This window comes from Colwellia maritima, assembly GCF_022669015.1.
GTDB classification, from domain to species: domain Bacteria; phylum Pseudomonadota; class Gammaproteobacteria; order Enterobacterales; family Alteromonadaceae; genus Colwellia; species Colwellia maritima.
Map to the genome: position 1 here is coordinate 182,059 of NZ_JAKKSL010000007.1, position 25,072 is coordinate 207,130.

The following is a 25,072-nucleotide window of genomic DNA, read 5'->3' on the forward strand; positions in this document are numbered from 1 at the left end:
TGATGGCGTCTTTAGACAAAAATAATTACCTACAAGCATTAGCAGTAAAGCAAAAGCAATGGCCTCAATTTAGCTACTGGTTACAAGCCCGTGCTTATTGGCAAAATAGAGGTAAGGAAAATCTAGGTTATTTATTTGAATGGATAAAGGAAATATCACTGGCTACTCAAGCTAACAGTGACTTAAGCAGTGGCTTCAGAAGTGACTTAATAAGTGATAACACCAAAGGCTTATTAGCTGATGCTCCCAAAATATTACCATTGCAACCTATACGCTTTTATTGGCAAGAACAACTCATTAGCACCGCGGTTCTGCAGCGAAGAATAGCCGAAAACATAGCTTTAAAGACAAATAAACCTATTGTATTTATTATTGACCATGACACAGGCGATCAACCCGGACAATGGCAATTACATCAACAGTTATGTAAGCCTCAATGGCAATGTGTGTCTGTGTTAGCGGGATGGGGACAAGCCAGTGAGCAGGCTGTTGAAGTTATTCTCAACTTAAAAGGCACTCAAAGTATAAATGCGAATCAAGGTATAAAAACATCACAGCCTTTTGCCTTAATCGCCTTACAAGACTTTGTTATTGGTGGCGGCGAAGGCCGAGAGTCGGTTACAACTAAATTTTCCAAATTGAATGTCCCTGTATTTAAGGGTATCAGAGTGACAGAACTAAGCGCTTTAGAATATCAATTATCGCCAACCGGTTTACCGAGCGACAGCGTACATTACCGAGTAGCTATGCCTGAATTACAAGGTGTTTCTCAGCCACATGTTTTAGCCTTAGCATCGAGTGCAAAATTAGATACCTTAACGGGAGCTAGCTTATCTATTAGCCAAGTTTTAACAGAGGAAGTAACACGTTTACAGCAACGAATCAGTGCTTGGTTAGCACTTAGCACTATCGACAATTCAGCAAAGAAAGTAGCTATTGTTTATTATAACCATCCTCCGGGACGCCATAATATTGGAGCCGATAACCTTGATGTGCAGCAATCACTGTGGCAAATACTTCAACAACTAAAGGCCGAAGGTTATGACCTTGGTCCAGAAAAAGACTTCCCTAATTCAGCCGAAGTATTACTTGATCTTCTACAGTTAAAAGCAGTTAACTTACCGCAAGATGCCACTGCGCTTAATAAAATGTCAGCATTGATAAATACGATGTCAGTCAATGACTATCAAACCTATTTTGATACGTTACCTGACATAGTTAAAGCTGAAATGATTGAGGGGCCACTAGGTTACTTGCATGCTCAGGTAAACACTTACCTTTATGGACAAGGCGAAATTGAACTAAACAAACTTTCTAACGTTGAGAGCAGTTCCGTATTAAAGGCTTTACTCAATAAGGTAGAGAGTACCTCGGTAGATTTACATCACGCTCTTGATGGTATTCGTCACAAAGGTCGTGCTCGTGCGTTAGATTTACTTGCGCAGTTAACAGATGAATATACCCAATTAATTACCGTAAAACTTAATAACAACGATGTTAATACTGGGCAATGGCAAACGGCTGAAGAACTCAAACAAGCGTTAATCGATATGCAAATTGAAGGCATACGTGGTTGGGGGAAAGTACCAGGGAAAACAATGGTATGGAATAATAAAATTCTTTTACCGGGGGTACAATTTGGCAACGTATTTTTAGGTCCACAACCACCAAGAGGTTGGGAGCTAAACGAAGAGTTATTACATGCCAATATGACCTTTCCGCCACCGCATCAATATTTGGCATTCTATTATCATTTACGTGATGTATTTAAAGCCAATGCCATTGTTCATCTAGGCCGCCATTCTACTTATGAGTTTTTACCAAAGCGTGCGGTAGGTTTATCAGCAAGTGATTATCCGTCGTTAATTATTGAAAGTATCCCGAGTATTTATCCTTATATTGTTGATGGCGTAGGTGAAGGGATTCAAGCTAAACGTCGTGGTATTGCCGTTATGTTAGATCATTTATCACCACCGTTAGCAACTACAGAATTATATGATGGCTTGTTGCAATTACGACAGTTAATTGAAAGTGCTGAGGCGGCGTCAAACCAAGACACTAAGAAAAAAGCCATTAAAGCGTTACGACATAAAATTAAAGTACTGAACCTAACCGATGAACTTGTTGCCAGTATGGACGAAGAGTTACAGGTGCGAGGTATTGGTTTTGGTGAAGTAGATGATGATTTTTTACTACATGAAGTCGGGCATTACTTAACAAAATTACAAGAAGACTTTATGCCTTTGGGCTTACATGTTTATGGTCAAGATTGGCAGCCTAACGCCATTGAAACAATGATGACGTCCATTGAAAAAGGTGAATTGGACTTTAGTGATAGTCAATATAGCACCATTAAACAAAATCTGATTAAGTCACCTAAAAGTGAAATGTCGGCATTTATAAATGCGTTAAATGGTGGTTTTGTTGCACCAGGAAAAGGTAACGATCCAATTAGAACACCTGACGCATTACCTACTGGCCGTAACTTTTATGCGTTAGATGGTAGTTTAATTCCTTCACAATTAGGTTTTGCTACCGGTCAACAATTAGCAAGTAAAGCAAGAAGTGAAAACCCTGTTATTGATAACACGCATAAAGAAGCGGTAATTTTATGGGCTTCTGACGCGGTGCGCGATGAAGGCGCGATGATAGCGTTTGGCATGGATATGTTAGGCGTTAAGCCGGTATGGAATCGTCGTGGTATTTTAAAATCATTACAGTTAATGCCCCTTGATAACGAGCGACTTAAGCGCCGAGATATTGTGTTTACTACCTCTGGGTTATTTAGAGATTTATATGCTCAGCAGCTAGCATGGCTTGACCGCTCGGTATTATTAGCGCTTGCCGCCAGTAAAAATACCATTGAACGCGATCACCCTGCTCTTATCAGTGCGTTACATTCAGCGCTTCAGCCGGTAGAACATATGTTAGCGCAACAAAAGCATTCATTTAATGAAAGCTTAATCGATAATATGGTTGCGAATAACTGGTTACTTGAAGCACAAGCATTATTGCGTGCTAACGCCAATATAAGCCCTGAATTACTTGGACGTCAGGCAAGTTATCGTATTTTTGGTACCGCTCCCGGTGCTTATGGCGCGGGTATTAATCGCTTAGCTGAGCGTTCTGGTGCATGGCAAGAACGAAAACAATTAGGCGAAGCTTATATAAAACGCATGAGCCATGCCTATGGTGTACCGAACGATAACGTTGCCATGGGCAGCAATGTTCAATCACTTTTTCGTCAGCAATTATCAAAGGTGAACAGTACCTACCTAGGCCGCGCAAGTAACCTATATGGTTTGATCGATAATAATGATGCCTATGATTATCTCGGTGGCTTAAATTTAGCGATTGAAACGATAAAAGGTAAACAACCAGACAGCTTTGTTATTTCCCATGCTAACAGCAAGCAATTATCCATAGACCCATTACAAACAGCTTTATTGTCTGAGCTGCGCGGACGATTTTTAAATCGACAGTGGATCGACCCTTAATGAAACAAGGCTATCTTTGGCGCAAGAACCATGGGCAGTGAATTTATTGAAAACCTGTGGGGATGGCAAGCAACGAGTCCAGAGATTATTCGCTCTTGGGTGTGGGAAGATTTAAAAGCCATTTATATTGATGATAGTTTGAATATTGGTTTAGATGATTTTTTACAAGAAAAACATAATGTTCATGTACAGAGCAACATACTCGCAGTGATGTTAGTCGCCATCGAAAAAGGCTTTTGGCAAGCAAGTCAACAAACTCAAACTGAGCTTGCAGTAAAATTTACTAAAAACATTGTCGAACATGGTATTCCCGGCAGTGGACATACCCATGCTAATCATCCCATTTATGAATTTATTAAACCTATGTTGTCACTTGAGTTAAAGCGTCAATTGGCAGAAGTACTGGCATCGGCAAATCATAACCCTGTGGGAGAAGTCGCTTCAGGTGTTCAACATATCCAAGAAATTAGCACCGAAATACAACAGAAAAATACTCTCGATTCGACTCAGGACTCTACTCAGAATCCTAAATCCTCAGAGAAAAAAGAGACAACTAGCGAAGAAAATGAGAGTGAAAACAACAATGAAAAATCTACTCAACAAGAGTACTTATTACTTGGCTTAATTATTGGCATTTTATTGTTAGTGTTAGCCGGATATTGCCGTTCTCGTCGTCAACTACCAAAACCACCGCTAATGCCAAGAAAGGAAGGTTAATATGTTATATGGTTTCTCTTTAGATTTAATGCACTTAATCACCTCATGGTTATTACAACCGGTAATTTGGGGCTTATTGTTTTTTACCGCATTAGCCGTGTATGAATTTGGATTGGCTATTGGTGAACGCTTTTCTGTTATTCCTGCTTTAATTGCGGCAAAACAAAAGCAGCAGTTAATAGAACAAGGTAAGAAGCGCATTGAACGCGCTGACTTTATTACACGTATTGCGCCTATGTTAGGTTTAATGGGGACATTAATCCCCTTAGGTCCGGGTTTGTCAGCCTTAGGAACAGGTGATATTAGTATTTTAACGACCGCAATGACCGTAGCCTTTGATACCACCATTATAGGTCTACTCGGCATTATGGGCTTCGTTTTAGGGCGAATGCGTAGACGTTGGTATGACAATGCGATGCAACGTTTAGACGACATTGTGATAGAAATAGAGTCAGCAGTAGCTATAAAACTTTCTGATGAAATCGTTTTAGCTAAAAGTGCTTAAGGTAAGTCCATAATATGAATGATGCATGGCGAAGTAGCCAATTTGATAGTCAAGAACAAGAGCCACTTGGTCCTCTTGCTAACTTGATTGATATCATGCTTGTTTTTGCTTGTGGTTTAATTGCCGCATTAGTGGCGCTTAGTCCTGAATTAGAGGAGCACTTTCAAGTAAGCAAAGAAGTAAATAAACAACAAAGTGCCGCGCAAATCCAACCAGTAAATACAGTAGGTAAAGAATTATCCTCAGCACCAAAAACATTGATGAATAAACTGGAGAGTCAGGATGGTTATCAGTCAATGGGCCAAGTATATAAAGATCCTAAAACTGGTAAGTTGATCCTGATTAGTAATGAATAGTCAGCTACGAAAAATAAGTAATAAATAGTGAGAAAAACATGAGCGATATTATTAAGAAGAGTGCATCCGAAGAAGATAAAGCACAGTTAAAAGAGAATAAACATATTGAACGACAGAAGAAAATTAAAAAAGCTGTTGATGAACGTGTTGCCAACGCAACAGAAGAACGTGGTGTTTTTGTAGTTATAACAGGTAATGGTAAAGGTAAAAGTACATCAGGCTTTGGCACGGTATTACGGGCTATTGGTCACGGTCAAAAGGCGGCATTGTTCAATTTATCAAAGGCTCTAAATGGGAATGCGGTGAAATGAATATTTTAAAACAATTTTCAATTCAACATCATGTTATGGGGACTGGCTTTACTTGGGAAACACAAAGTACCGACACAGACATCGCCGCGGCGACAGTTGCATGGCAAAAAAGTAAAGAGATGCTGAGCGATGAAACCCTTGATATTGTATTGCTTGATGAAATGACTTACATGGTTAAGTATGGCTACATTGAACTAGATGATATTATCGAAGCTTTAAATAATCGACCTAAAATGCAACACGTATTAATTACTGGGCGAGCATGTCACCGACGATTAATCGAATTGGCGGATACAGTGTCAGAAGTTCAGCCAATAAAGCATGCTTTTAAAGCGGGTGTAAAAGCTCAAAAAGGTCTGGATTGGTAACTGCTAGATTACTAAAAAATCAATAGGCTTCTATATCTATTGAGGAGCGAAACCGCCTTAGACTAAACAACCACCGTCTAAAGACGGGGGTTTAAACCAATTCCTGCGGACGAATTAATACTCTAATTTCATGCGCATCAAGGACAATACTAATGTCCGCTTTTTAGATTAGATACATAATTGAACGCAAAATTTCGAGTTAATATTTTATTCTAACTGTCTTTCCGCACCTAAAAACATAATAAAAAAGCTTGACGCAGATCGCCATATTTGATCTATTACTTATCTTTGGGTGATGGAAAAATAATGGCGTCATATTCAACAAAAGGTCTTGATCATTTAGGTTTGGTTGCCGGCATGAACAAAGAGCTTGGTATTGCCAAGTTAATTGATAAATCTCTTCCAGAGCAAAGTGATGATAAACTTATTTCTTATGGTCAGCTTGTTGAAGCGATGATTTTAAACGGGCTTGGTTTTGTTGGTCGTACCTTGCACATGTATCCGCAATACATCAAAGAACGCCCTGTTGATGTGAATTACAACCCTTCTAACGACTAAACAACGATATTTTGTACTACATCATTATTTTGTACTGGGAACTTATCAAATAATGGCGGGAATATTCCAAGGATTAAGGAATTTCCGGCCGATGATCGCTATTGGAGAATAGACTGGTTTGGTGCTATCGAGCGAAATCCACATATACCTTCAGAGCCCTTCGTTCAAATCGTAATAAGCCCGCTTTTTCAAAACGAGGACATACACTCCTCTGCTAAGAAACTCACCTCTACTCATGTTACAGACTATAAAGAGCAATGCGTTATAAAGATAGGTGTAGGCCAATTGCCATTGGTCAGTATAGGCTCAATCTGGCTAAATGGTTACTGCCAGACTGTCAAAGCAGGTAAGCAGGAACGCTTTTACAATCTCATAATAAACAACAAAAGTATTCGAACGCTTCCAAGCAACCACAAGGAAGAAGACAAAAACCTAATACCCTACGACGGCTATCGAACTGGAAAAGGTTTTATGGCCAATTTAGTAGCTGTTGAGAGAGATAATGATCCCTTCGGACTACTGATTCCGGCAATGGAATTAATTCGTTTTTATTACGCTGTATCAACAGACATGGCGCATGTTATTTTTTCAGGTGACCTGAAGCACCAACCAAATAATGTTCTCAATCCTGAAAAGTGTGGTTTTTTAGAAGAAGAGAATCGATGCATACTACACTTACGACAACATCTTTCAAATGAAGATGGTTTGGTGATCGGCAGGATACTCTCTAGCGATGAAGCTTGGCAGGGGGCAACGCTTCCTCATGACGCTATGATGCGCGACTCTCTGAACTCCAAATTTTCGCATCCTGAAAGTGGGTTTCCTTTCTTCGGCATTACCAATCTAAAAGTTAGAGGGAAATACATAAAAGCTCAAGATAGTCATTCTAAAAGCGGTTGGCGTTATTTGGTACTGAGTATAGAACATTGCTCAGCCCCGTTTCCATTTGAAAATCTCACCGCAGGAAGAGACAACGACGCAGGCCAATCAGAAGGTGAAGATGAACTTAGCGATAAAGAAAAGGCAACAGCATTTCCAGTGTCGAGGCATAAAACATCTGACGGTAAAAAATCATTTCAAAATACAGATGAACCAGATCAAGCAAAAACCAATGAGCACATTCCTCTACCCACCGACAGGTTTGGCGCTATTACAGGGAAAAAAGTCGATAGACCGGAAAAAGAACAGTGTCGCTATATTAGCAGACTACGTAACGCTCCAAAGAAAGATGAACCAAAAAACCTAGGAACTGGGCAAGGAAACTCTGATGGTTCAGAAACTGGTCGAGGCCACGTAGATCAAACCCGAACACGCCGAAAAGCTCTCCCTGCAAGCTTTGAAGCCTTCAAAGAGGCCATAGAGCTGCTAAACCAGATTGAAGGAATTCAGGCCTGTATACGTCCAGAAGAAGAAGCTATCGAGTATATCCCGCTGACAACACCGGCCAATAAAAGACAATGGTCGTATCTTGACTCAAGCACACGAACCAGACGACAGGTAATTATTGCAGATATCTATTTTCAACATAGGTGGTATTCGTTAATTGAATTTGAATTACGGAAAAGTGACAAATGTAAAGTAGCATTGATATCTAACAGTAATGGGGAATATTACTCTAACTATCAAATAAATTACCTGCTATTTCAGCTCGCAAATGAAAAAGGTATTTGGAAAAATTGCCGCATATTTGCAGGAAAAGCTATTAATATTATTACTATGAAGCATACATGGCCATCAGAAGTCCAATTCTGTAAAGCTATCTATTCTAAGGTAAATTTTAACAGTGTAAGTACTTAATATTTCTCTTACTCAACAAAGGTACAAATTGACTCATTCATCAATTTCTGGCAACTCAACTAGTGGTCTAAATATACGAGGTAAATATTTACTTTCACAATACAACTCTTGATCCAAAGCTCGATTGTGGCAACGTTCGATGATTATTGAGCTAATCGGCTGTTTATATTGTATATTTTTTTGACCTTCCTTCTCAAAGATTCGGTGGTATGGATGCCCTTGAGTACTAACATCATCAAGCATATCTACATAAATTGAGGATAGCTTAAGTTGATGAATATTTTTTTGTAGTGATTCAAATATAGAAAGACCTGCTTTATCTAGATCTCCCCAAAAAATAACCAAAGACTTGATCAATATTGCTTTCAAATCCGGTTGAGGCTGATTATCTGTTGGGCAAGCAATTATTGAGTTACTTGTGATTTTATCAGCAAAGTTCTCTAATGTAAGTCCGTAGCCATATGACGATATTATTAGAGTATTGTATTTATGAGCGTACGGTTTCAGATAATTAAACACTCGAGGGTTCTCTACAAATAAAACCTGTGAAGAAGTAGGCTGACCTGCTGTTAATATATAATAAGTAGATTCGTCATGAGGCAGCGAAATACCTAATTCTTTTGTTAACCGTGAAATGTTATCTAGAGCTTTTGAACTACCAAGTAAATGACGAGCACTAAAAATATACCTGTCATGGCTATGCATCACTCCCGATCCTTTAATTGCCAACAAACCTTTTAAAATTTTCGCTATATCCTGTTCATTAAAGCCATCAAAATATTTATGATGCTTTATAAATATATTACGGATTTGTTGGTCATTCGTTACTTCATCAACCACACTCTCAACTAGTTTTCGGCTTTCGGAAACAGGCTGATGTCTGATATCTGTCCAAGCAACTTTTTTTACAGGAATGCCACGAACGTTTATTCCAGTAATAAGTCCTGCTTTTGATAACTGTAATAATGCTTGTTGCACATCTATTGAGCTTAAACTCGTTTTATCTATTAGTCGCTTAATTAAAGTTCCTGGGTTAAGTTGTTTGGTACCAGGCTCGCCAATGAACTTGATTAACTCAATTTTAATTATGTCTATAGCTTCAGGCATCACATTCTTCCGACTCTAATTGCAATGTCATTGATGCCATTTGAGTACTTTCATCAGGTTTTATTTGACTGGCATGTAATAATACACCTTTTCGATTTCTTTGGAGATATATTGTAAAAACGAGGGAATATATCAAAGTTGTTCTTGTAATATGGGTTATGTAACCATCCTATAATCTGGAATTCATCCTTAATATTCATCACAGTTTCCAACGAATCGTTAATCATTTTTCTATCTGATAAATTGGAAAATAATCCATCAATAAGCACAACTTTATCTGCAATAGGGCTACGTTTTACACGATTTAAAGTCTTTGGTGTTGTTTACTCGTTCTGAGTTAAATGCTGCAAGTTTTACTAATAGCAACAAACCAATCGCAGCTTTTTGACCAACAGAAAACATTTCAGATAATGGAACTAACCTATCTGCTGTTAGTCTAGGATGAATGACTTTAATCGAAGGAAGGTTGTTATTTTTATCGTCACTACCCACAAAAACTGAACGATTGAATTCTAGTTTCAGTTTTTCTTGTAACTGTGCAATATGCTGACTTTCAGTTTTGCTGACTAACCTATCGGCATTTATTAAATCACTTTGAAAGCGCTCTTCCTCAATTCTCACTGAGGTTATCATTTTGTCTATTTGATCTTGTATTTGCTCATCAGAGATAACGTTTGAGTCAAGGATAAACCCGGCTTGACCGCTTCCTTTACCTAAAGAAGATTTCATTAACTTTAAGTTTTCCTTCAATGTATTAGTAAGCAATACCATATTATTTGCTAAGGTTTGCTTTTGGTTTCTAACATCTTCCGCTGTCCGCTCTACTATTTTTTCCTTATCAATGGCTGTTTGTTCGATATGTGGCTTTAACTTGTTTACTGCTAATACAATACGGCTAATGTCGCCATGAATTAATTCCTGACGCTCAGCTTCACGAATGACTTTATCTGTTTCAAGATTTCTTTTGATAGTTCCTACTATATCGTTTTGTTTACTATTCATGGTTTTAGTGAGAGCTGATATTTCTTCATGTGCAACTTCCAAGCCTAAGCCTTCAATTGCATCAAAAAGATTAAGGTATAATTCCGCAGTTTGATTAAGATCTCTTTTCTGATCTTCTCTAATCTCAGCTTCAATATTGATGGCATACTTAGTGAACGAGTTTAACTCTGTTGCTTCAAATGTTATTTCAAGTTCTGTTTGTAGGTAGGACGTTAATTCTGAGGCCAGATGATACATACGCATGAATTTCACATATTCCTCTTGATATTCCTTAGCCTTGAAAGCTTTATCTGGAATTTTCTCCTGATTATTCTCTATATCATCAGTTATCTTTTGTATAAGTTCATCGTTATTTATAATAGTTTCATTAATAGACTGAATTTTGCTAATTAATGTAGTGTTGTAATTTTCATCACCTTTTATATCAACGTATGCCTGCGCTTGTTCAAAGTTGAATTTTAATTTACGTTCTAATAGACGTTTTTCTTCAATTAACTTAGATTTCTCACTTGTATAAGATTGATCAAATACTGGGCCGGCCTCTTTCACAAACAAAGCGGCCTGTATTAATGGTGTTTTCCACTCTGAGTATTTACCATTAGCCCGAGTGTAGTTTTCGGATAAATCTAATACATTTTGAGAAAGCTTCCTGCATTCTATTCCTTCATTCTCTACATGTTGACTAAGTGATTTTATTTTGGGTTTAATTTCGGCTAACTTTCTACCTAGAGTGTTTATTACAGATAGCCCCCCTCATGAACGAACAACTGAGCACTAGCTAAACGAGCATAACACTGTATTTCTTTATTATTGAGTACGACAACTTCAGCATTGAGTTGCTCTTGCTTCAACTCAATGTCGTTTAAATCGGTTTCAAGTTGCTTTAACTTATCTACACCTCCTAAAGCAATAAACCTTATAGAATTTTGAAAACGTACTATGTTTTTGTCAGTTAAAACACTATTTAACTCATCTCTCTCCACAGCTAACCCTATTAACAAGGTTTCAGTATTAATCAGTTGTTCAATAGTCGAATTTAATTTCTCGTCACCACCTATTTGATCATAGTACTGTGCAACTTTAATTAAAAGAAACTCTCTAGAGGCTTTTACACTACTTAAACGCTTATATTCCTTAGCTGTTTCATCTACACGCTCACTACAGGCAATAAGTTTCCTCGGTGTATCTTGGCGAAATGCTTGCTTTACACGTTGTAGCCATACATATTGTTCACTTTCTGGCGAGATTGCTTGTATTTCAATTTCAGTATCATTTATTTCTTGTTTTAATTCGCTTATTTGTACTTCTAAGCGCAACAACAGCTCAGGCAGGTAATTACTATCTTTCAGAACCTTTACATGAAGAGATTCATACGATAATAACGCAGAAGTGTTGTTACTATCTTTGCAATATGCAATGAGTTTTTCACGATAAAACACAGGATAATCCATCCCTACTTCAATAAGATGCTCTAACATTTCAGTAGCTTGTAGATTTGTTTCAACAACAGGTGCATGAAGAACACTAGAGAACTCAGCAAGACACCTGGCTAATTGTTTTTCCGATAGACCCATTCCAGATATCACTTGATGCACAGTTTCTCCTGAAAATTCCAGTTCAGAGAGGATCTCATTCACAAGGTTGCTTGGTGTCAATTCACCGTTTTGTTTCAAATCTTTGGTATTGCGTATTAACTGATATCAGCTCTTGCCTTTTTCGCCCTAAAATTGCAGATTTGTTTCCGTATTCAGTATTTATCTGAGTAATTACCGAGTCAATATCCTTGTCATATTTACTTTCAAATTGTTCGATAGCAGATAGTAACTCAAACTGTTCGCTCCATTCTTTATCTAGTTCAAACAATTGAGCTTTGGCCTCACTCAACTTCTTCTCAATACAGTTTTCAATATCACCTAAATCTACCTCTGAAAATAGGTTACCAAAGTAATTCTCAACAACCCCAAAAGAGTTACTCGCTGCCGGCAACCTTTTGAATTCTTCATCAAGTTGCGCCTTAACTGTTTCGTGTTTGCTTATTTGTGCGGTCAGCTCATTTTTTCTTGTTTGCTTATTGGTTAAAAATTGTTGTGGGTTGTCACAATTGAATTTACTAGTCACAAAATGATAATCGTCTACAACTAATTCTAACTGTTCATGTTTGTTAGCAAGAGTTTGAGAAAATTGTTTTGCAGCGTCCAATTCTTGACTTTTTGCATCCACCTCTTTTTTAAGGTTCTTCTGGAGGTTTTCGGTAGTAGCAAGTTCGCCATCCGTATAATGATCTTTAACAGCATTGTAATCATTTTGTTTAGAGATCATCTCGTTTAATTTCACTTGCTGACTTTCAGCCTCTTGACCGAGGTTAGTTAAAGTCCTCCTATCTGTATCAAGCTGCTCACTCCTATCATTTAACTCTTTTTCTAACTCTTCTTTTTTAGCCTTTAATTCAGTTGATTTTTTTTCTAACTCTTCAAGCTGAGAGGAGTAATCTTCTAACTCCCCGAACATACTTTTTGCACAATTATAGTGCTCCCGAAACGGTGACAATGCAGCGTTTCGGTCATGAAGCGCTTCATATCGAGCATCATTAGCATTTTTACTTTTTTCGATGATTACAAGCGTTTCTCTAGGCGTTTCAAGCTCCTCCTTTGTAAAGTCAGGTGATTCACACATTGCGATATAAGCTTGTTCATTTAACTCATATTTTTCAATACTGTCTTGAAGTGCTTTTCGCTGTACTCCAAGTTGCTTATTTTCTTCCTGAAATTCTTTCTGCTCTAGTTTTTGCTTCTCAATATGATATTTAAACTGACATAGCTCGTCGTATATAGGATTAGGAGATGGGAGTTTATTTCTAATATCAAAGCCATAATTTATACAACGCAACAAATGCTCTTTTCCACCTTCGACAACCACTCGGTTATCCCCGATATAACTCAGCAATGTAACTGCTTCCTCGATAGTGAAATAGTGATTACGATGCCCCCCCGTATTTTTTACACAAGCAAGATCCATAGATATTCCAATAACTTGTGATGATTTTATTTTTTTGGAAGGAATAGATTTAGATAAACATGTTTCATTTACACGAGAAACGGACATATTCAGATATTTTGCTAAAACCATATCACTAATCAGCCATTGTCCTTCGTGAAAAGAAAGTCTGGTTGGCAATCGAGTTTTTGCTTACTTGGTTATCTTCTAATAATTCTTCATCAATTTGAGCAACCAGTCTTTCAAGAGGTTCTTTGCAAGTAATGCGATTAATCATCGCTAATTGATGGTTAAGCAGGTTTACTTGTTTATGAAGCAGAGCTTTATCATCTTGGTAATCTTCGATCAATGTATTAGCTTCAGACAGCCAATCAAATAAATCGTTGTAAGCATCTCTATCTTGCTCAGCCTTTTCCTGCTTGATTTCAACGGCTATAACTTTGCGAGAAGACTTAACCAATGTATCAACAAAGTGTTTTTCATCTTCTTCAGCAAAGCTACCCATAACATCCATCAATAAGTGTGGTGCTATGTGCTCATAAAAAAAAGATGTGCTGAAATCTTCTCCTTTAGGGTGAGAATTTTGCAGTGAAAAGAAATTTCCAGTGCCATCTCCCCCTCCTGATTTTTGATAATTCAATTGCTGTTGAAGAAAGCCCATGTCGAACAACAAACTTATTGCTTCAATGTACTCACTACGATTACGATTTTGGTAACCTTTTTGATTTTTAAGCACCTCTTTGAATTGCTTATCTGTAACTAATTCGATTTGTTTACTTTCATCTTCATTTCGAACAAAGGCAACAGGACAATCAGACAGCCTTCCCTGATAGAGGTAAAATGTAATGTCTTTGTCATAACATCCGTATAACCCCATCACATAATGTTCAACACCGCTTTCGAAAAGCTCTCTTCCTGTTGTTATTTGTTGTTTTACTTCAATACGAATATGACTAGAGATCCCCTTTTTCGATGGTGCAAGCAGTCTCTTAGTTTCTGCATGTAGGGTTCTATCTCTTGTTAATATGGTAAATATTGCATTACATAGGCGTGTTTTTCCTCGCCCATTATCAACGCGTCCTATTGCATTTTCACCATCAAAATCTAAGCATAGGTGTGGCCAATGTGCTTTCCATGCAGGATCCCAAGGATCTACTCGTTCAGTATTAAGAAAGTTAGATACTTCTACCTGAGTGATTAATGCCATTAGTTACTCCGAAAATGATTTAATATTATTGGTACTGGGCAAGGTAAGTACCAATGAGGCATTACGATAAAAGTTTCTAGCTATATCAACAGCCGACCAAAGTGTTTGGGTATATATGTACTTTTCCGACTCTTGAAAATTAAACCCTGCTTCTTTAGCTGTTAGCTTTTCTAAAACGTTAAAGCGCTCCATTGCAGAGAAAAAACGAGATACGCGCTTACTAATATCAGTTACTTTGGCATCAGTAAGTACATCAGCTATAGTTTTCTGCTCATCACCAGAAGATTCTTCATTCCTCATTCCTTCAATCCCTTCAATTACACGTGTTGTGAAATCATCCTCCGAAATCCATGTGTCTTTGAAAGTACTAATTGCTTGGATCGGTCGATTTTCTTGAGTATATAGCGCATACAAAAGATGAAGATAAAGATAAGATGTCCATACCACTGAAATGTATTTATTTTCATTACGTGCGCCATCTTTAACGGCATCCCACAATTCTTTAGTACGAAGATGAGTTGGAAGTATTTCAGTATCAGAGTGGCTAGGTATTAATACAAAAGCATTACCCTGATCACCTAAGTTATATGCTTGAGCATCTAATATTTCTAATTTAAGCTGTTGTGAATAAAGAAAAGATTGAAGATCTGATATTGAATCAATATTTCTCTCCAATAATGCTCCAATATATCTTTCATCACTTCCAATATTTTTGGCTTTGTAACTTCTAGCAATCCGTTTTTTAAGTAGAAAACTATAAGTGTGTCCAATTTCTTCCAGTGTCATATCATATTCCTTATAGATAGCATAACTTCAGATAGCAATATCTTGCTGCCATTGACCAGTGTCAACGAGTGCTGACTGTCACTATTAACCCGAACGGTGATATCTTCAATTAGCTTCTGTTCATCGAAGCTTGTAGTAAATAGATCATAAATATCATCCATTTCTGACAAATTCTGCTCTTGATTAAAATGATTAATAAGCCAATGTAATTGTTTTGGCCCTGATTCCAGGTGTGTTAATAACTCTTTGCGATTCTGCTCAACCCAAGTGAATATCGGGTCGTTACCATCGTCAAAATCTACAGAGATAACTTTTGGTGTATCGTCTTTATTAGGAAGCACTAGTGCACCTGAAAAATCGATAACAGAATGGATATGAAGCGGTAGCTGCCACCGAAATGAGAGTTTGTCCAGTCCAATAATACTTCTTCACTAATTGTTGATTTAGCGAAATCATCAGCCTGACTGCTAAAATCAATAACTCCTAATCGATAATCGCGTGGTTTTTGCAGGATATTAATTAGTTGGCTAAAATTTCGACTAAGTGCTTCAATCGCTGCAATTAGTTCGTTTATATGCGCGAGCAAACGCCTGGTTGTAATGTCTGCCTCTGGGTTTGTGTTTCGTAAGTGATCTATATCTGCTCTAACTTCATCGCTTGATAGCATAAGTATGGCAGTTCTTGCTGCTTCTTGTGATAAGGAAAGCGTTTCTTGATAAACATGCCTACGATTCAAATAGGATTCGGTAAGTTCATCATAGTCAGATGACTCGTACATTCGTGTTATTTCTTCGTTTAGTGAACGAAACATCACAATATTGCTTTCTACTAATGAAGGTATTCGATGAAATTCTCCCGTTTTTATTGCTCTAGCAATCTTTTCTACTTCTTTATCTTCAAACATCCAATCTTTGAAGTTACTCGTGACTCGATAAAGAAGCCTTGAGGCAGTTGTTAACCTAACCCTGTCAGAACGGATCTGATAATCTAACAGCTTGGTAAGTTTGCGTGTTGAATTCGTCTGGCCATTATCAATGTCATAAAAAAACTCACCATCTTGAGCTAAAAACTTAGCTGTTAATTTTAACTCATCAATATCAATTGAATTGTGATTAGCGTTTAACTGCTGACATATTAACGCAAGGCTTATATATCCTGTATCCCCAGACACCGCTCTATCTGCCAAAGATTCCAGTAACTTTTGAGCAATGTAAATATACTTACCATTGAGTTGCTTAGTAGTAATTGGCTGAAGCACGCCAGAATGTTTCGTATAGCTAGTACTTTGCAATTGCACTATTCTTGACGTTGCCGCACAAATTGCAATGAATGGGTTGTCGGTATCAAAATTTAACATTATACGTAGTATTTTACTATGGGTGTAAAAATTGTACGATCTTAAAACCTATCTGTAAAGACCCCGTAGCATTTTACTATGGATAATGTTTATAATGTCGCGTAATCATTTAATTTGATATCTAAAATATGCCTGACAAAAAACAAATATACCTTTTACCAAACAAGATAGAGTTTAATGATCTTATTAATGAATTAGATGAGCCTTTTATTCGAAAAGAAAGACTCCGTTTTATTGATGCACATTTGTTTTGGACAGGTAGATTACGTAGGGAAGATATCTGCAAACAGTTTGATTTGCATGAAACAAACGCCAGTAAAGATATATCTATTTACATCAAATTGAGAGAGAACAATGTCCTGTATGATCGTAAAGAAAAAATGTATAAGGCAACCCCTCTGTTTCAACCTGTAGGAAGAAAGCAATCACTCAATACGTTACTATCCTATAGCTCTCTCAATATGCAATGGAGTGGCAATGCTCCCGATTACCTATACACTCCTCCAGTGATAGATCGACAGCCTGACTTATCAACAATCCGTAATCTTGTGATTTGTGCTGAACAAAAACTTGGTATTCAAATTAAATATCACAGCATGAAAAATCCAGAAGGAAATACTAGAATTATTTTCCCACAATACTTGATTTTTGATGGTCTTCGTTGGCATACAAGGGCATTTTGCATGTTAAGAAAAGGTTACAGAGATTTTGTAGTCTCACGCATGGCGTTAAAGAAAAACCTAACGACCAACACTGATTTACCAAATGACGAACTTTGGGAAAATATCATTGAATTAAAGATACAGCCTCATAGAAAACTAACACCAAAGACAACAAAAATTAGTAAGTATGGATTTCAATATGAGCAATGGTCAGTTAAACATAAAAATGCGACAACCGTTAGCTTATTACATTGTTAGAAATCTATATTTAGATTCAGATTTAGAGCCGCCAAGACAGTTAATTGAATGCCCTAATTGGCAAGATGTTTTGTTATGACATAAAAATAACATTTGATTATAAATTTATATTATCAATAATGAAAAAGAAGAGTTTTATGGCAAATAAAAAAGATGGATTTATGATAAATATTAATGAGTTAAAAGATCTAGACTCACATTTATCAGGTCAGCTCTCACTCAGTGAAATGCTCAATAAAGAAATAAAACAATTCATGTTCCCCACATTTAATGATTATATAAATCAACATGAATCAAATATGGATAAAATACTAGGACACAATGCAATATCATCAATCAATAATATTGAAGGTATAACAGGCTCAATAGCGTTAGAAATGGCTGACTTAACAAATAGTTTTGGTAAGGATTCTTTTCAAAATATAGCTGAAAGTACACTAGAAGAATATGAAAGATATTCAAACTTATTTTCAACGCACCCGACTAGTGAGTTAAATGATTACTTTAATAACTTAATCTCTAATACCTTAGGTAATGTATGTATTGATGAATTTTCATCAATTAACGAGCAAATAAGACTGCTTAATAAAGACTCAGTCTTATCGTCTTTGGAAGCTGAATTAAATCTAACAGAACACCACCAACATTTATTTTCTAATTTATTTGAAACTCCAAGCTGTTAAATCAAGTTCAATCACTCAATAATAGCTTAAAACAAGCACAGTCAATGATTGAACCGTACCATGACTTACATGAGTCGGTATCTTCTATAATTATGAAAAATGTGGAAACTGAGGCAGAACAGTTATTAAAAAGTATAGAGGGAACATATAACCCAACGGCTTTTGAATTACTTGAGCAGCAAGCAGCAAGCATTGGAGAAATTTTTAATGATACCGTTATTGAAACTGCTAAAAAAGAAGGTGAAAAACTACAAAAGTTATTTGACAGTACTTTAAATAGTTTCGGCTTAATGAAAGATGTTTCACTAAATACCTTAATTAATAGCTCCATTTTGGGTATTTCAGAAATTAAAAGCAGTCAATTACAAGAAGTACTAGATCTGGAAAGCATAGCCGGTGTTCATGGTTTAGAAGAAATGTTGAAACTTGCTACTTCTAACGCATTTGATATTGCCTCAAGCTACTTTGCAGAATATGCTGACAATTCACACACTAGCGAAGAAACTTTAAATGAATTTGAAGAGTTAATTAACAAGCCAAAGACTAATTTAACCTCTGAAAATTACATATTTTTCTATATTTCAACTATCTTATCTCTTTTAATGTTTGTGTATTCTATACACTCTAGTAAGCAAAGTGATAAAGAGCGACAAGCTAGCATCAATGCACTTGAAACAACGGTAATAAGTCAATTCATGATTCTTAATAGTAATACTGTTGAGATTAATAAAAAATTAAAGAAACAAACTATCGATAGCAAACCTACAGAGTACGTAGTAGAAAGAACTGTAAACCTCAGAACTAAAAATAGTACAAGCAAAGAGTCCATAATAATAACAAGCCTATATCCAAATCAAAAAGTTGAATTGTTAAAACGAGAAGGTAAATGGATTTATATTTGTTATTTTGATCATATCGAACAAGTACCAATAACTGGTCGGGTTTATAAAAAATATTTAAAGATGCTGAAGTAAAAAATAATGCATGAACTTTTCGAAACGCTTAGCCGACCAAATCTAGACTGGTCTTTAGATTTCAATACAAAAAAAGACTTTCAAGAAGTAAAGTCGATAGAACCCGAAATTCCTAGAGATATAAACACTGTTAATAGACTACAAGATTATCTACAGAATAGGATAAAAGATATCCTGACTGGTTCTAGTTGTACTGATAAACAATATGAAGAAGTATCAAACCAAATTTCGTTACTCTATTTCTGTGACGGCAAACATTTTCATCTGTTTAAGTTTGTTGCCAAGCTACGAAGCTTTTTAAATCATCTACCATCATATAGCACTGATTTAGTAAACTGGAAAAGTGCGCATAGGTTTATTCAGCTTTATTTATATACATGGAATTACCGTTTAAATTCTCTTGATTTATACAAAGAAAATGAAACTATCGCAAAAGCAGTAAAAAAGCTTCGAAAAAAACATTTTAAAGTAACCATTCATGATGGAGAGGCACAATTAGATGAAAAAAGCTTTCAAAGGTTGCTTGACGGGATAGAATATAGAAAAGAGCAGTTAGGTTCACTATTAAACGATGCTGTACTCAACATAGCTGATACGACTTTTAATAATAGGACTGGTCGTTATTATCTACGAAAGGAAATCAATATTGGTGAGGTTGAACCACAAACACCGTTAGGCTACTTATATAATTTATCACTCACCAATTTAAAAAATGTCAAGCGTAGCAATAAATCTAAAGCACAGCTTAAAGAAATTATAGAACTATCTAGAGACTTAATGACAATAGGTAGATTCCAAAGGCTCAATTATTTTGAAAGTATATTTTCTTCAGAAAATAATATTTTAACTTACTTAAGAAAAAACCTTATATATGATCAAGCTTTTACAATCCCTCAAATAAGCAACAAAAATGCTAATAAGATAATATATGGGTTATTCAACAACAAAATAATCAAAAATCTGGAAGTTGACTTATCAATTTATTTGGATATTTATAATGAATTTTATAGCCGTAATGCCATGTCTAAATTATTATTTACGCCGAATGAAATTTATCTATCTTTACTTCCCCAATATACTAAAAAGTCAGTTGAAGCAGCCGTTAATACCCTAACTTTCGATGAAAAAACTATTAACAGAGACTACATAGACCCTTTTAAAACTCAAAGTATTAACTATTTTAATAAACCTTTCATTAAATCTTTTGAAAACTATTTTTATCTCAACCCAAACTTCCATGTTACTGGTTTTATAACGACCATATATGAAAAACTAATAAATACTCTTAAAAAGCAAAAACGCAAACCTAAAGAAATAGCTCAGATATATGGAGATTTATCCGAGTTATTTGTTGCAAACCTGTTTAAACAAAGAAATATAGAATACAGGCAAGGGCTAGAATATAAACTGCAAAAGGGAGAGTTATCAGAGATTAATCATCAAGCTACAGGAGGAGAATGCGACTTCATTATAGAAACACCTGATAAAATAATATTAATTGAGCAAAAGACACAAACACTTACGTCTAAATCAAGAGAAGGAGATGTTGTAACAGGCCTTTTAAACCTAGCTCGCTCTCTGCTTAGTTCATTAGAGCAAGCAGGTCGACATGAATATATTCTCAGAACCAAAGGTTTTCTTAAATTTACCGACGGTAGCATCCTTGAATTAAAAGGTAGAAAAATTGAAAAAGTAGCTTTAACACTATTTGATTTTCTTAGCTTATCAGACGTTAGTAGTATTCGAGGAATTTTGATGTTTTTGATGAATAAAGAAATATCGTATTCAGGTGATAGTAGAGGTGTTACAGCCTCAGTAAAAGAAATTAACTCAACAATGGAGAAAATTAGAAACCAATATCGAAGTCAAGTATTTAGAAATGAATATCTAATGGATAATAACTTCCTTGTAACTCAGGATAACTTATTTCTAAGTGCTAATCAGCTGATTACTTTATTAGATGCATGTAAAAATAACCAAGATTTCTCCAATTTATTGGGGAGAACTAAATGCATAGCCAATAATACCCAAGATTGGTTTGTGATTTTTGACAAGTTAATCATGCGCTTCCATGAACAAAGCTAAATATATGTTCATTAAAATTCTATTGCTCAGTCATCTTTAAAGCTAACATTAATAAAGCAGCCACAGAGAGCACAACAACGGTTTTTATAAAAAAAACATGGATTTAGGTGTCCACCACCTTGAAATCATTTATTAACACCGGTTCTGATGAATCCCTATACAAATAATTACTTTTAACAACTTTTTTATTTATAGATTCCTCTAACTTTCTTGGCGTGTTACCAATTAACCACCAAGCAAGTTTTAAAATATAATGACGTTCATTAACGTCATATTGTTCAAAATATCGATTATCAGTAATGATACGATATAACAGATTCGATTTGTCACATATATAGCGTTGAATATCAGGATTAAAGCGCTTAGATGAGATAATTTTGCATAACTGATGCAACAAAATTAATCGGTCGTAATTTACAGGCCCTGAATTAACAAAACCTCTTTGAATAGCTCCTAGCACTCTATTCCATAGACTAAAAATAGCTTTAGGTTCAAGCTCAAGTAACTCTGCTGATGGTTCGCTTAATTTATTACCACATTGCCAAGCATTCATCGAGTGCAGCTACATCAATAATGTTAACTTTACCAAGTTCAATTCGATGAAAATTGACGCTTGCCCCACACTCGCAACGATCTTTCATCATTACCTTATGAATGGGGCAAAAAGTAAATAAGGAAAGACGCCAAGCAATGCGAAAATGCGGTTCTTTATCTTCAGATAAACATATCGGACAATACTGCATACCATAAGCCGTATGCTTTCTATGATGCAGCACTAAGGGATTGATCCATCTTAATATTCCCGATGGTTTTATTTTTGGAAATAGACGATTTACATATAGGTTCAGGGTTGTTTTAGCAGCTAACTTTAGTGATATACCTGAACGCTTAGCCATAGTTTGCAAAACAAAGTTTGGCGCTAATTTATCAATATCTCTATTCCAAATCTGATTGTGTTTACCAAACGATAAATCGGAAAATGTTTGAACTTTTAAACCATTATGATGAGCTGTTCTTACTATCCATGAAGATAAGCACTCTCCTGAATATGGGTGAGGATGAGTGGCCATAACTCACCTGATAACATTTTACATTGCTCGGTCTAGTTGTCGCTTCCGCTGCGAAGGAGTGATCCAATCAATTTTATCTAATACAGATGGTGTAATGACCTCAATGTTATTTTTAACGGCGTATACAGCCGCATCGTTTAGCAATCGCGATAATTCGCCAATATAGCCCTCACTCATTGAAAAAAGGCGCATGGCTAAGCTTTTAGCGTGTAAATTAGAGGGGTGCTTTAACGGTAACATACGCTCAAAGCTAACCAGTAACCTTAAAAAGTCCTGATTAAATTCCCAACGAGGCAGTAAAACAGGTTCAAACCGATTAGACAGTTGTGGATCAGATTGCAAAGCACGAAACGCATCTTTAGTTCCAACACCTACAATTGAAATTTGTAATTCGTTTCCTAAGTATTTAAGCACATTAAGAAAAGCACGTTGTCGATTTAGATTTCGGCTAAAATGTGGTGAATTTCATCAATAACTAATATTTTAGTCCCTATATATCTCAATAACTTTATTACCTGAAATTGCTTTTTATCAACCCGTTCACTTGGTCTATAGGGTGCGAATAATAGTTCTAGAATAGCATTATAAAAACGTCCCTCATCTGGCACTGGTGGTGCTTGAACAAGTAAAACAGGAGCAATAATGCCATCACCATCAGGATTATCTTCTGCGGGATATTGTTTTAAGAATCGCTTTGTTAACATCGTTTTACCGTTGTTGGTATCCCCAACGATTAACATATTTGGCATACGTTCTGTACGAGGGTAAGACAGTAAATCATCTAATTTAGTTAAAACAGTTTTAGCTTTTGGGTAACCAATCCAACGATCAGAACGAATTTTCTCAATTCTATCCTTATCATTAAGTAATAATTGTTCAATAGCTTGTTCATTTAAATGTTTATAGCTACTCATGACCAATCATCCATTTCTTCAAACGGTTCAATATCAAATTCGGCAATATCATCATCAAGTTGAACTTCATTGATTGTAGAGGGAGCCGGTATTGGTTTTTCCACTTTTCCATGTACCTTTCTTCGTTGCACTGAGCGACGAGCAGCCTTAGTCTTATGCACTGATTCCTGCTCAATTTCCCTCATTTTTTCGTAAGCTTCAAAAATCACATGCTCATTTAATGTTTTTTTACCCTCGGCTTCTGCTCTAGCAATCGCTTCTCTTAGTTCCCATATACTAATTGGGTGTGAGGTGTCTCTATATGGGATAGCAAAGTGAGTATGTAATTCAGGATCATAAAACCATATTTGGCTTATATCACGTGGGTCTCTTCTGAAAATAAATTTACGTTTCTTTCTTGAGTCACTTTGATCTGGTGCATTAATCCATGGACGTAATACATCGTGATAATAATGAACCTTATCAATGACAACACCATAGTCTTGTATTGAACGAAGCTCATACGGCATAAAATCAAATTTTAAGCGTTCCTCATCTTTAATTTTTGCAGGTAAGCCACAGCCTGGGTTGTGCTCATCACCTAAAATACCTTGCTTATATTTGGCTAGTGGTGTCATACCGATCATTGAATGGATTTTTTGGTGATATACATTAACAACATAATTAGCTAGCCAATGTTCGAATTCAGTTAACGTCAGAGAGGCTTTTGACTCTGAATCATAATCACCTTTTTCTGTAATATTGGCAAAAGTTGAACCTGGCAGTGCGTGTATTTCTTTTGAAAAAGTACCGAGCACACGTTCTACGTGAGCACCAAAATTTGGTCTAGCAACAGGTCTCCACTCAATATCGATATTGTACTGCTCACATGCTTTTTGAAGCATATTGCCTCGAAATTCTTTAGCATTGTCCACATGAACTTTAGCCGGTAGCCCCCAAAGCGGCCATTCACCATTAATATCGTACTTAGCCAACCACCTCTCTTTAGGTAAAATTGAATGAATTAGACATAAGCCTGTAGTCATTGCACTAGGAGGATCGAAAGAAACGTAAAAACCAGTAACCATTCGACTATAAACATCAAAAGCTAAAGTGATCCAAGGTCTACCAATCGCTTTACGGTAATGGTCATCAACTAAAATAATATCTAGCTTAGTATGGTCGATTTGAACTGCTGCTAATGGCCAATCTGCCCCTGGAAATTTACCTTTAATTGGTCGGTAGGTATTGTCAGAAACTTTACGCCCTTGTCTACGGGAAGCAAATAACTCTGGCGATAACGCCTTTATTCTATTCCTAATGGTATTATCGTGAGGTGGTGTTAAGTTTTGCTTTCTGCATAACTTTTTAACTTCATCAATCACCATTCGTTGTAATTTTTTTTGCTTAGTTAGATATTCAGTTGCGATCGCTTGTTTAATTAATTCTTCAATTTCATCATCAAACTTAGTAGAGCCACGATCTCGCCTAACCTTTGGTAACAAAGATGATAATAAGCCAGATGATTCGTATAACTTTAACCATCCATATAATGTATTAGTATGCATATTATTTTCAGCTGCGACTTTTGCAACATCAGCTCGACTACGCTTATCTAAATTCAATAGCGGTTTTATGGCTTGTAAACGTGATTTAGCAATAGCCCATGATTCATCGGTTATATTTAATAGTTCTTCAGAAGGAGCCAATATTTCAGTTTTATCGAGTTCAATATCTGCAATCGATACATTGTGTGAATCACCAGTGACTTCATCCACTATTACAACTTGAGACAAATCAAGAAGCTCAGCAACTCGATAATTCGTTCCTTTATATGAAATTTTTTTACCTGGTTCTATTTTAACTAACGTTGCAGATTCCATAT

At 36.2% G+C, this 25,072-nt stretch carries 21 protein-coding genes and 3 pseudogenes; 11 read left to right on the top strand and 13 right to left on the bottom strand.

The genetic code is table 11. From position 1 onward, the window contains the following. Positions 1-2 precede the first annotated feature (2 nt). From L3081_RS25160 to L3081_RS25185, 6 genes and pseudogenes are all read left to right on the top strand, one after another. Positions 3-4,214 (top strand): annotated as a pseudogene (locus L3081_RS25160) (cobaltochelatase subunit CobN). 1 nt (position 4,215) lies between these two features. Next, positions 4,216-4,719, top strand: coding sequence for a MotA/TolQ/ExbB proton channel family protein (locus tag L3081_RS25165; RefSeq protein ID WP_242289323.1), 504 nt, complete (start codon positions 4,216-4,218; stop codon positions 4,717-4,719). Between the two features lie 14 nt (positions 4,720-4,733). Then, a complete protein-coding gene (locus L3081_RS25170; protein WP_242289325.1) occupies positions 4,734-5,075 on the top strand; it encodes a DUF2149 domain-containing protein in 342 nt (113 codons plus the stop codon). A gap of 38 nt (positions 5,076-5,113) precedes the next feature. Next, positions 5,114-5,754 (top strand): annotated as a pseudogene (gene cobO, locus L3081_RS25175) (cob(I)yrinic acid a,c-diamide adenosyltransferase). Between the two features lie 306 nt (positions 5,755-6,060). Beyond that, positions 6,061-6,285: pseudogene (locus L3081_RS25180) on the top strand (DUF4277 domain-containing protein); the annotation flags it as partial. 312 nt (positions 6,286-6,597) lie between these two features. Beyond that, positions 6,598-8,109 (top strand): hypothetical protein, encoded by a 1,512-nt coding sequence (locus tag L3081_RS25185; protein WP_242289327.1) that lies wholly within the window; start codon positions 6,598-6,600, stop codon positions 8,107-8,109. Positions 8,110-8,142: 33 nt separating this feature from the next. Here L3081_RS25185 and L3081_RS25190 read toward each other — a convergent pair whose 3' ends face one another. The 8 genes from L3081_RS25190 to L3081_RS25225 all read right to left on the bottom strand — a co-directional run bounded on the left by L3081_RS25190 (position 8,143) and on the right by L3081_RS25225 (position 16,562). After that, on the bottom strand, positions 8,143-9,216 hold the full coding sequence (locus L3081_RS25190; protein ID WP_242289329.1) for a Wadjet anti-phage system protein JetD domain-containing protein: 1,074 nt from the start codon (positions 9,214-9,216) through the stop codon (positions 8,143-8,145). 288 nt (positions 9,217-9,504) lie between these two features. After that, a complete protein-coding gene (locus L3081_RS25195; RefSeq protein WP_242289331.1) occupies positions 9,505-10,767 on the bottom strand; it encodes a hypothetical protein in 1,263 nt (420 codons plus the stop codon). Between the two features lie 188 nt (positions 10,768-10,955). Continuing rightward, a complete protein-coding gene (locus L3081_RS25200; protein ID WP_242289332.1) occupies positions 10,956-11,891 on the bottom strand; it encodes a hypothetical protein in 936 nt (311 codons plus the stop codon). Then, positions 11,875-13,392 carry a coiled-coil domain-containing protein gene (locus L3081_RS25205; protein WP_242289333.1) on the bottom strand — a complete coding sequence of 506 codons (1,518 nt, stop codon included), beginning with the start codon at positions 13,390-13,392 and terminating at the stop codon, positions 11,875-11,877. The genes L3081_RS25200 and L3081_RS25205 overlap by 17 nt, the downstream gene beginning before the upstream one ends. Further along, positions 13,349-14,419, bottom strand: a complete 1,071-nt coding sequence (locus L3081_RS25210; protein ID WP_242289334.1) for a hypothetical protein — start codon at positions 14,417-14,419, stop codon at positions 13,349-13,351. Before L3081_RS25210 ends, L3081_RS25205 begins: the two co-directional genes overlap by 44 nt. Positions 14,420-14,422: 3 nt before the next feature. Further along, the gene (locus tag L3081_RS25215) at positions 14,423-15,205 is read right to left on the bottom strand and encodes a hypothetical protein (protein ID WP_242289335.1); all 783 of its coding nucleotides are present in this window, start codon (positions 15,203-15,205) and stop codon (positions 14,423-14,425) included. After that, positions 15,202-15,546, bottom strand: coding sequence for a hypothetical protein (locus L3081_RS25220; protein ID WP_242289336.1), 345 nt, complete (start codon positions 15,544-15,546; stop codon positions 15,202-15,204). The genes L3081_RS25215 and L3081_RS25220 overlap by 4 nt, the downstream gene beginning before the upstream one ends. After that, positions 15,546-16,562, bottom strand: a complete 1,017-nt coding sequence (locus L3081_RS25225) for a hypothetical protein (RefSeq protein ID WP_242289338.1) — start codon at positions 16,560-16,562, stop codon at positions 15,546-15,548. Before L3081_RS25225 ends, L3081_RS25220 begins: the two co-directional genes overlap by 1 nt. A 128-nt stretch (positions 16,563-16,690) precedes the next feature. Here L3081_RS25225 and L3081_RS25230 point away from each other — a divergent pair, with 128 nt between their 5' ends. The 5 genes from L3081_RS25230 to L3081_RS25245 are packed head-to-tail and all read left to right on the top strand — an operon-like array spanning position 16,691 to position 21,224. Beyond that, positions 16,691-17,482, top strand: coding sequence for a BrxR family helix-turn-helix transcriptional regulator (locus L3081_RS25230; RefSeq protein WP_242289339.1), 792 nt, complete (start codon positions 16,691-16,693; stop codon positions 17,480-17,482). Further along, on the top strand, positions 17,424-17,561 hold the full coding sequence (locus L3081_RS29445) for a BrxR family transcriptional regulator (protein WP_476728560.1): 138 nt from the start codon (positions 17,424-17,426) through the stop codon (positions 17,559-17,561). Before L3081_RS25230 ends, L3081_RS29445 begins: the two co-directional genes overlap by 59 nt. Positions 17,562-17,619: 58 nt before the next feature. After that, entirely contained in the window at positions 17,620-18,165 is a 546-nt protein-coding gene (locus L3081_RS25235) for a hypothetical protein (protein ID WP_242289341.1), read from the top strand. A gap of 44 nt (positions 18,166-18,209) precedes the next feature. Beyond that, entirely contained in the window at positions 18,210-19,139 is a 930-nt protein-coding gene (locus L3081_RS25240; RefSeq protein WP_242289345.1) for an SH3 domain-containing protein, read from the top strand. 6 nt (positions 19,140-19,145) lie between these two features. After that, positions 19,146-21,224, top strand: coding sequence for a hypothetical protein (locus L3081_RS25245; protein ID WP_242289347.1), 2,079 nt, complete (start codon positions 19,146-19,148; stop codon positions 21,222-21,224). Between the two features lie 103 nt (positions 21,225-21,327). Here the strand turns inward: L3081_RS25245 and L3081_RS25250 are convergent, their stop codons facing one another. The 5 genes from L3081_RS25250 to L3081_RS25265 are packed head-to-tail and all read right to left on the bottom strand — an operon-like array spanning position 21,328 to position 25,070. Beyond that, entirely contained in the window at positions 21,328-21,777 is a 450-nt protein-coding gene (locus tag L3081_RS25250; RefSeq protein ID WP_242289362.1) for a hypothetical protein, read from the bottom strand. Beyond that, entirely contained in the window at positions 21,755-22,294 is a 540-nt protein-coding gene (locus L3081_RS25255; RefSeq protein WP_242289365.1) for a TniQ family protein, read from the bottom strand. The genes L3081_RS25250 and L3081_RS25255 overlap by 23 nt, the downstream gene beginning before the upstream one ends. A gap of 18 nt (positions 22,295-22,312) precedes the next feature. Continuing rightward, positions 22,313-22,708: a TniB family NTP-binding protein gene (locus L3081_RS27605; protein WP_338027496.1), complete on the bottom strand. Its 396-nt coding sequence runs from the start codon at positions 22,706-22,708 to the stop codon at positions 22,313-22,315. A gap of 23 nt (positions 22,709-22,731) precedes the next feature. Then, positions 22,732-23,208, bottom strand: coding sequence for a TniB family NTP-binding protein (locus tag L3081_RS27610; RefSeq protein ID WP_274620755.1), 477 nt, complete (start codon positions 23,206-23,208; stop codon positions 22,732-22,734). Continuing rightward, complete coding sequence (locus L3081_RS25265; protein WP_242289368.1) at positions 23,205-25,070, bottom strand: Mu transposase C-terminal domain-containing protein; 1,866 nt, start codon at positions 25,068-25,070, stop codon at positions 23,205-23,207. Before L3081_RS25265 ends, L3081_RS27610 begins: the two co-directional genes overlap by 4 nt. Positions 25,071-25,072: the final 2 nt, after the last annotated feature.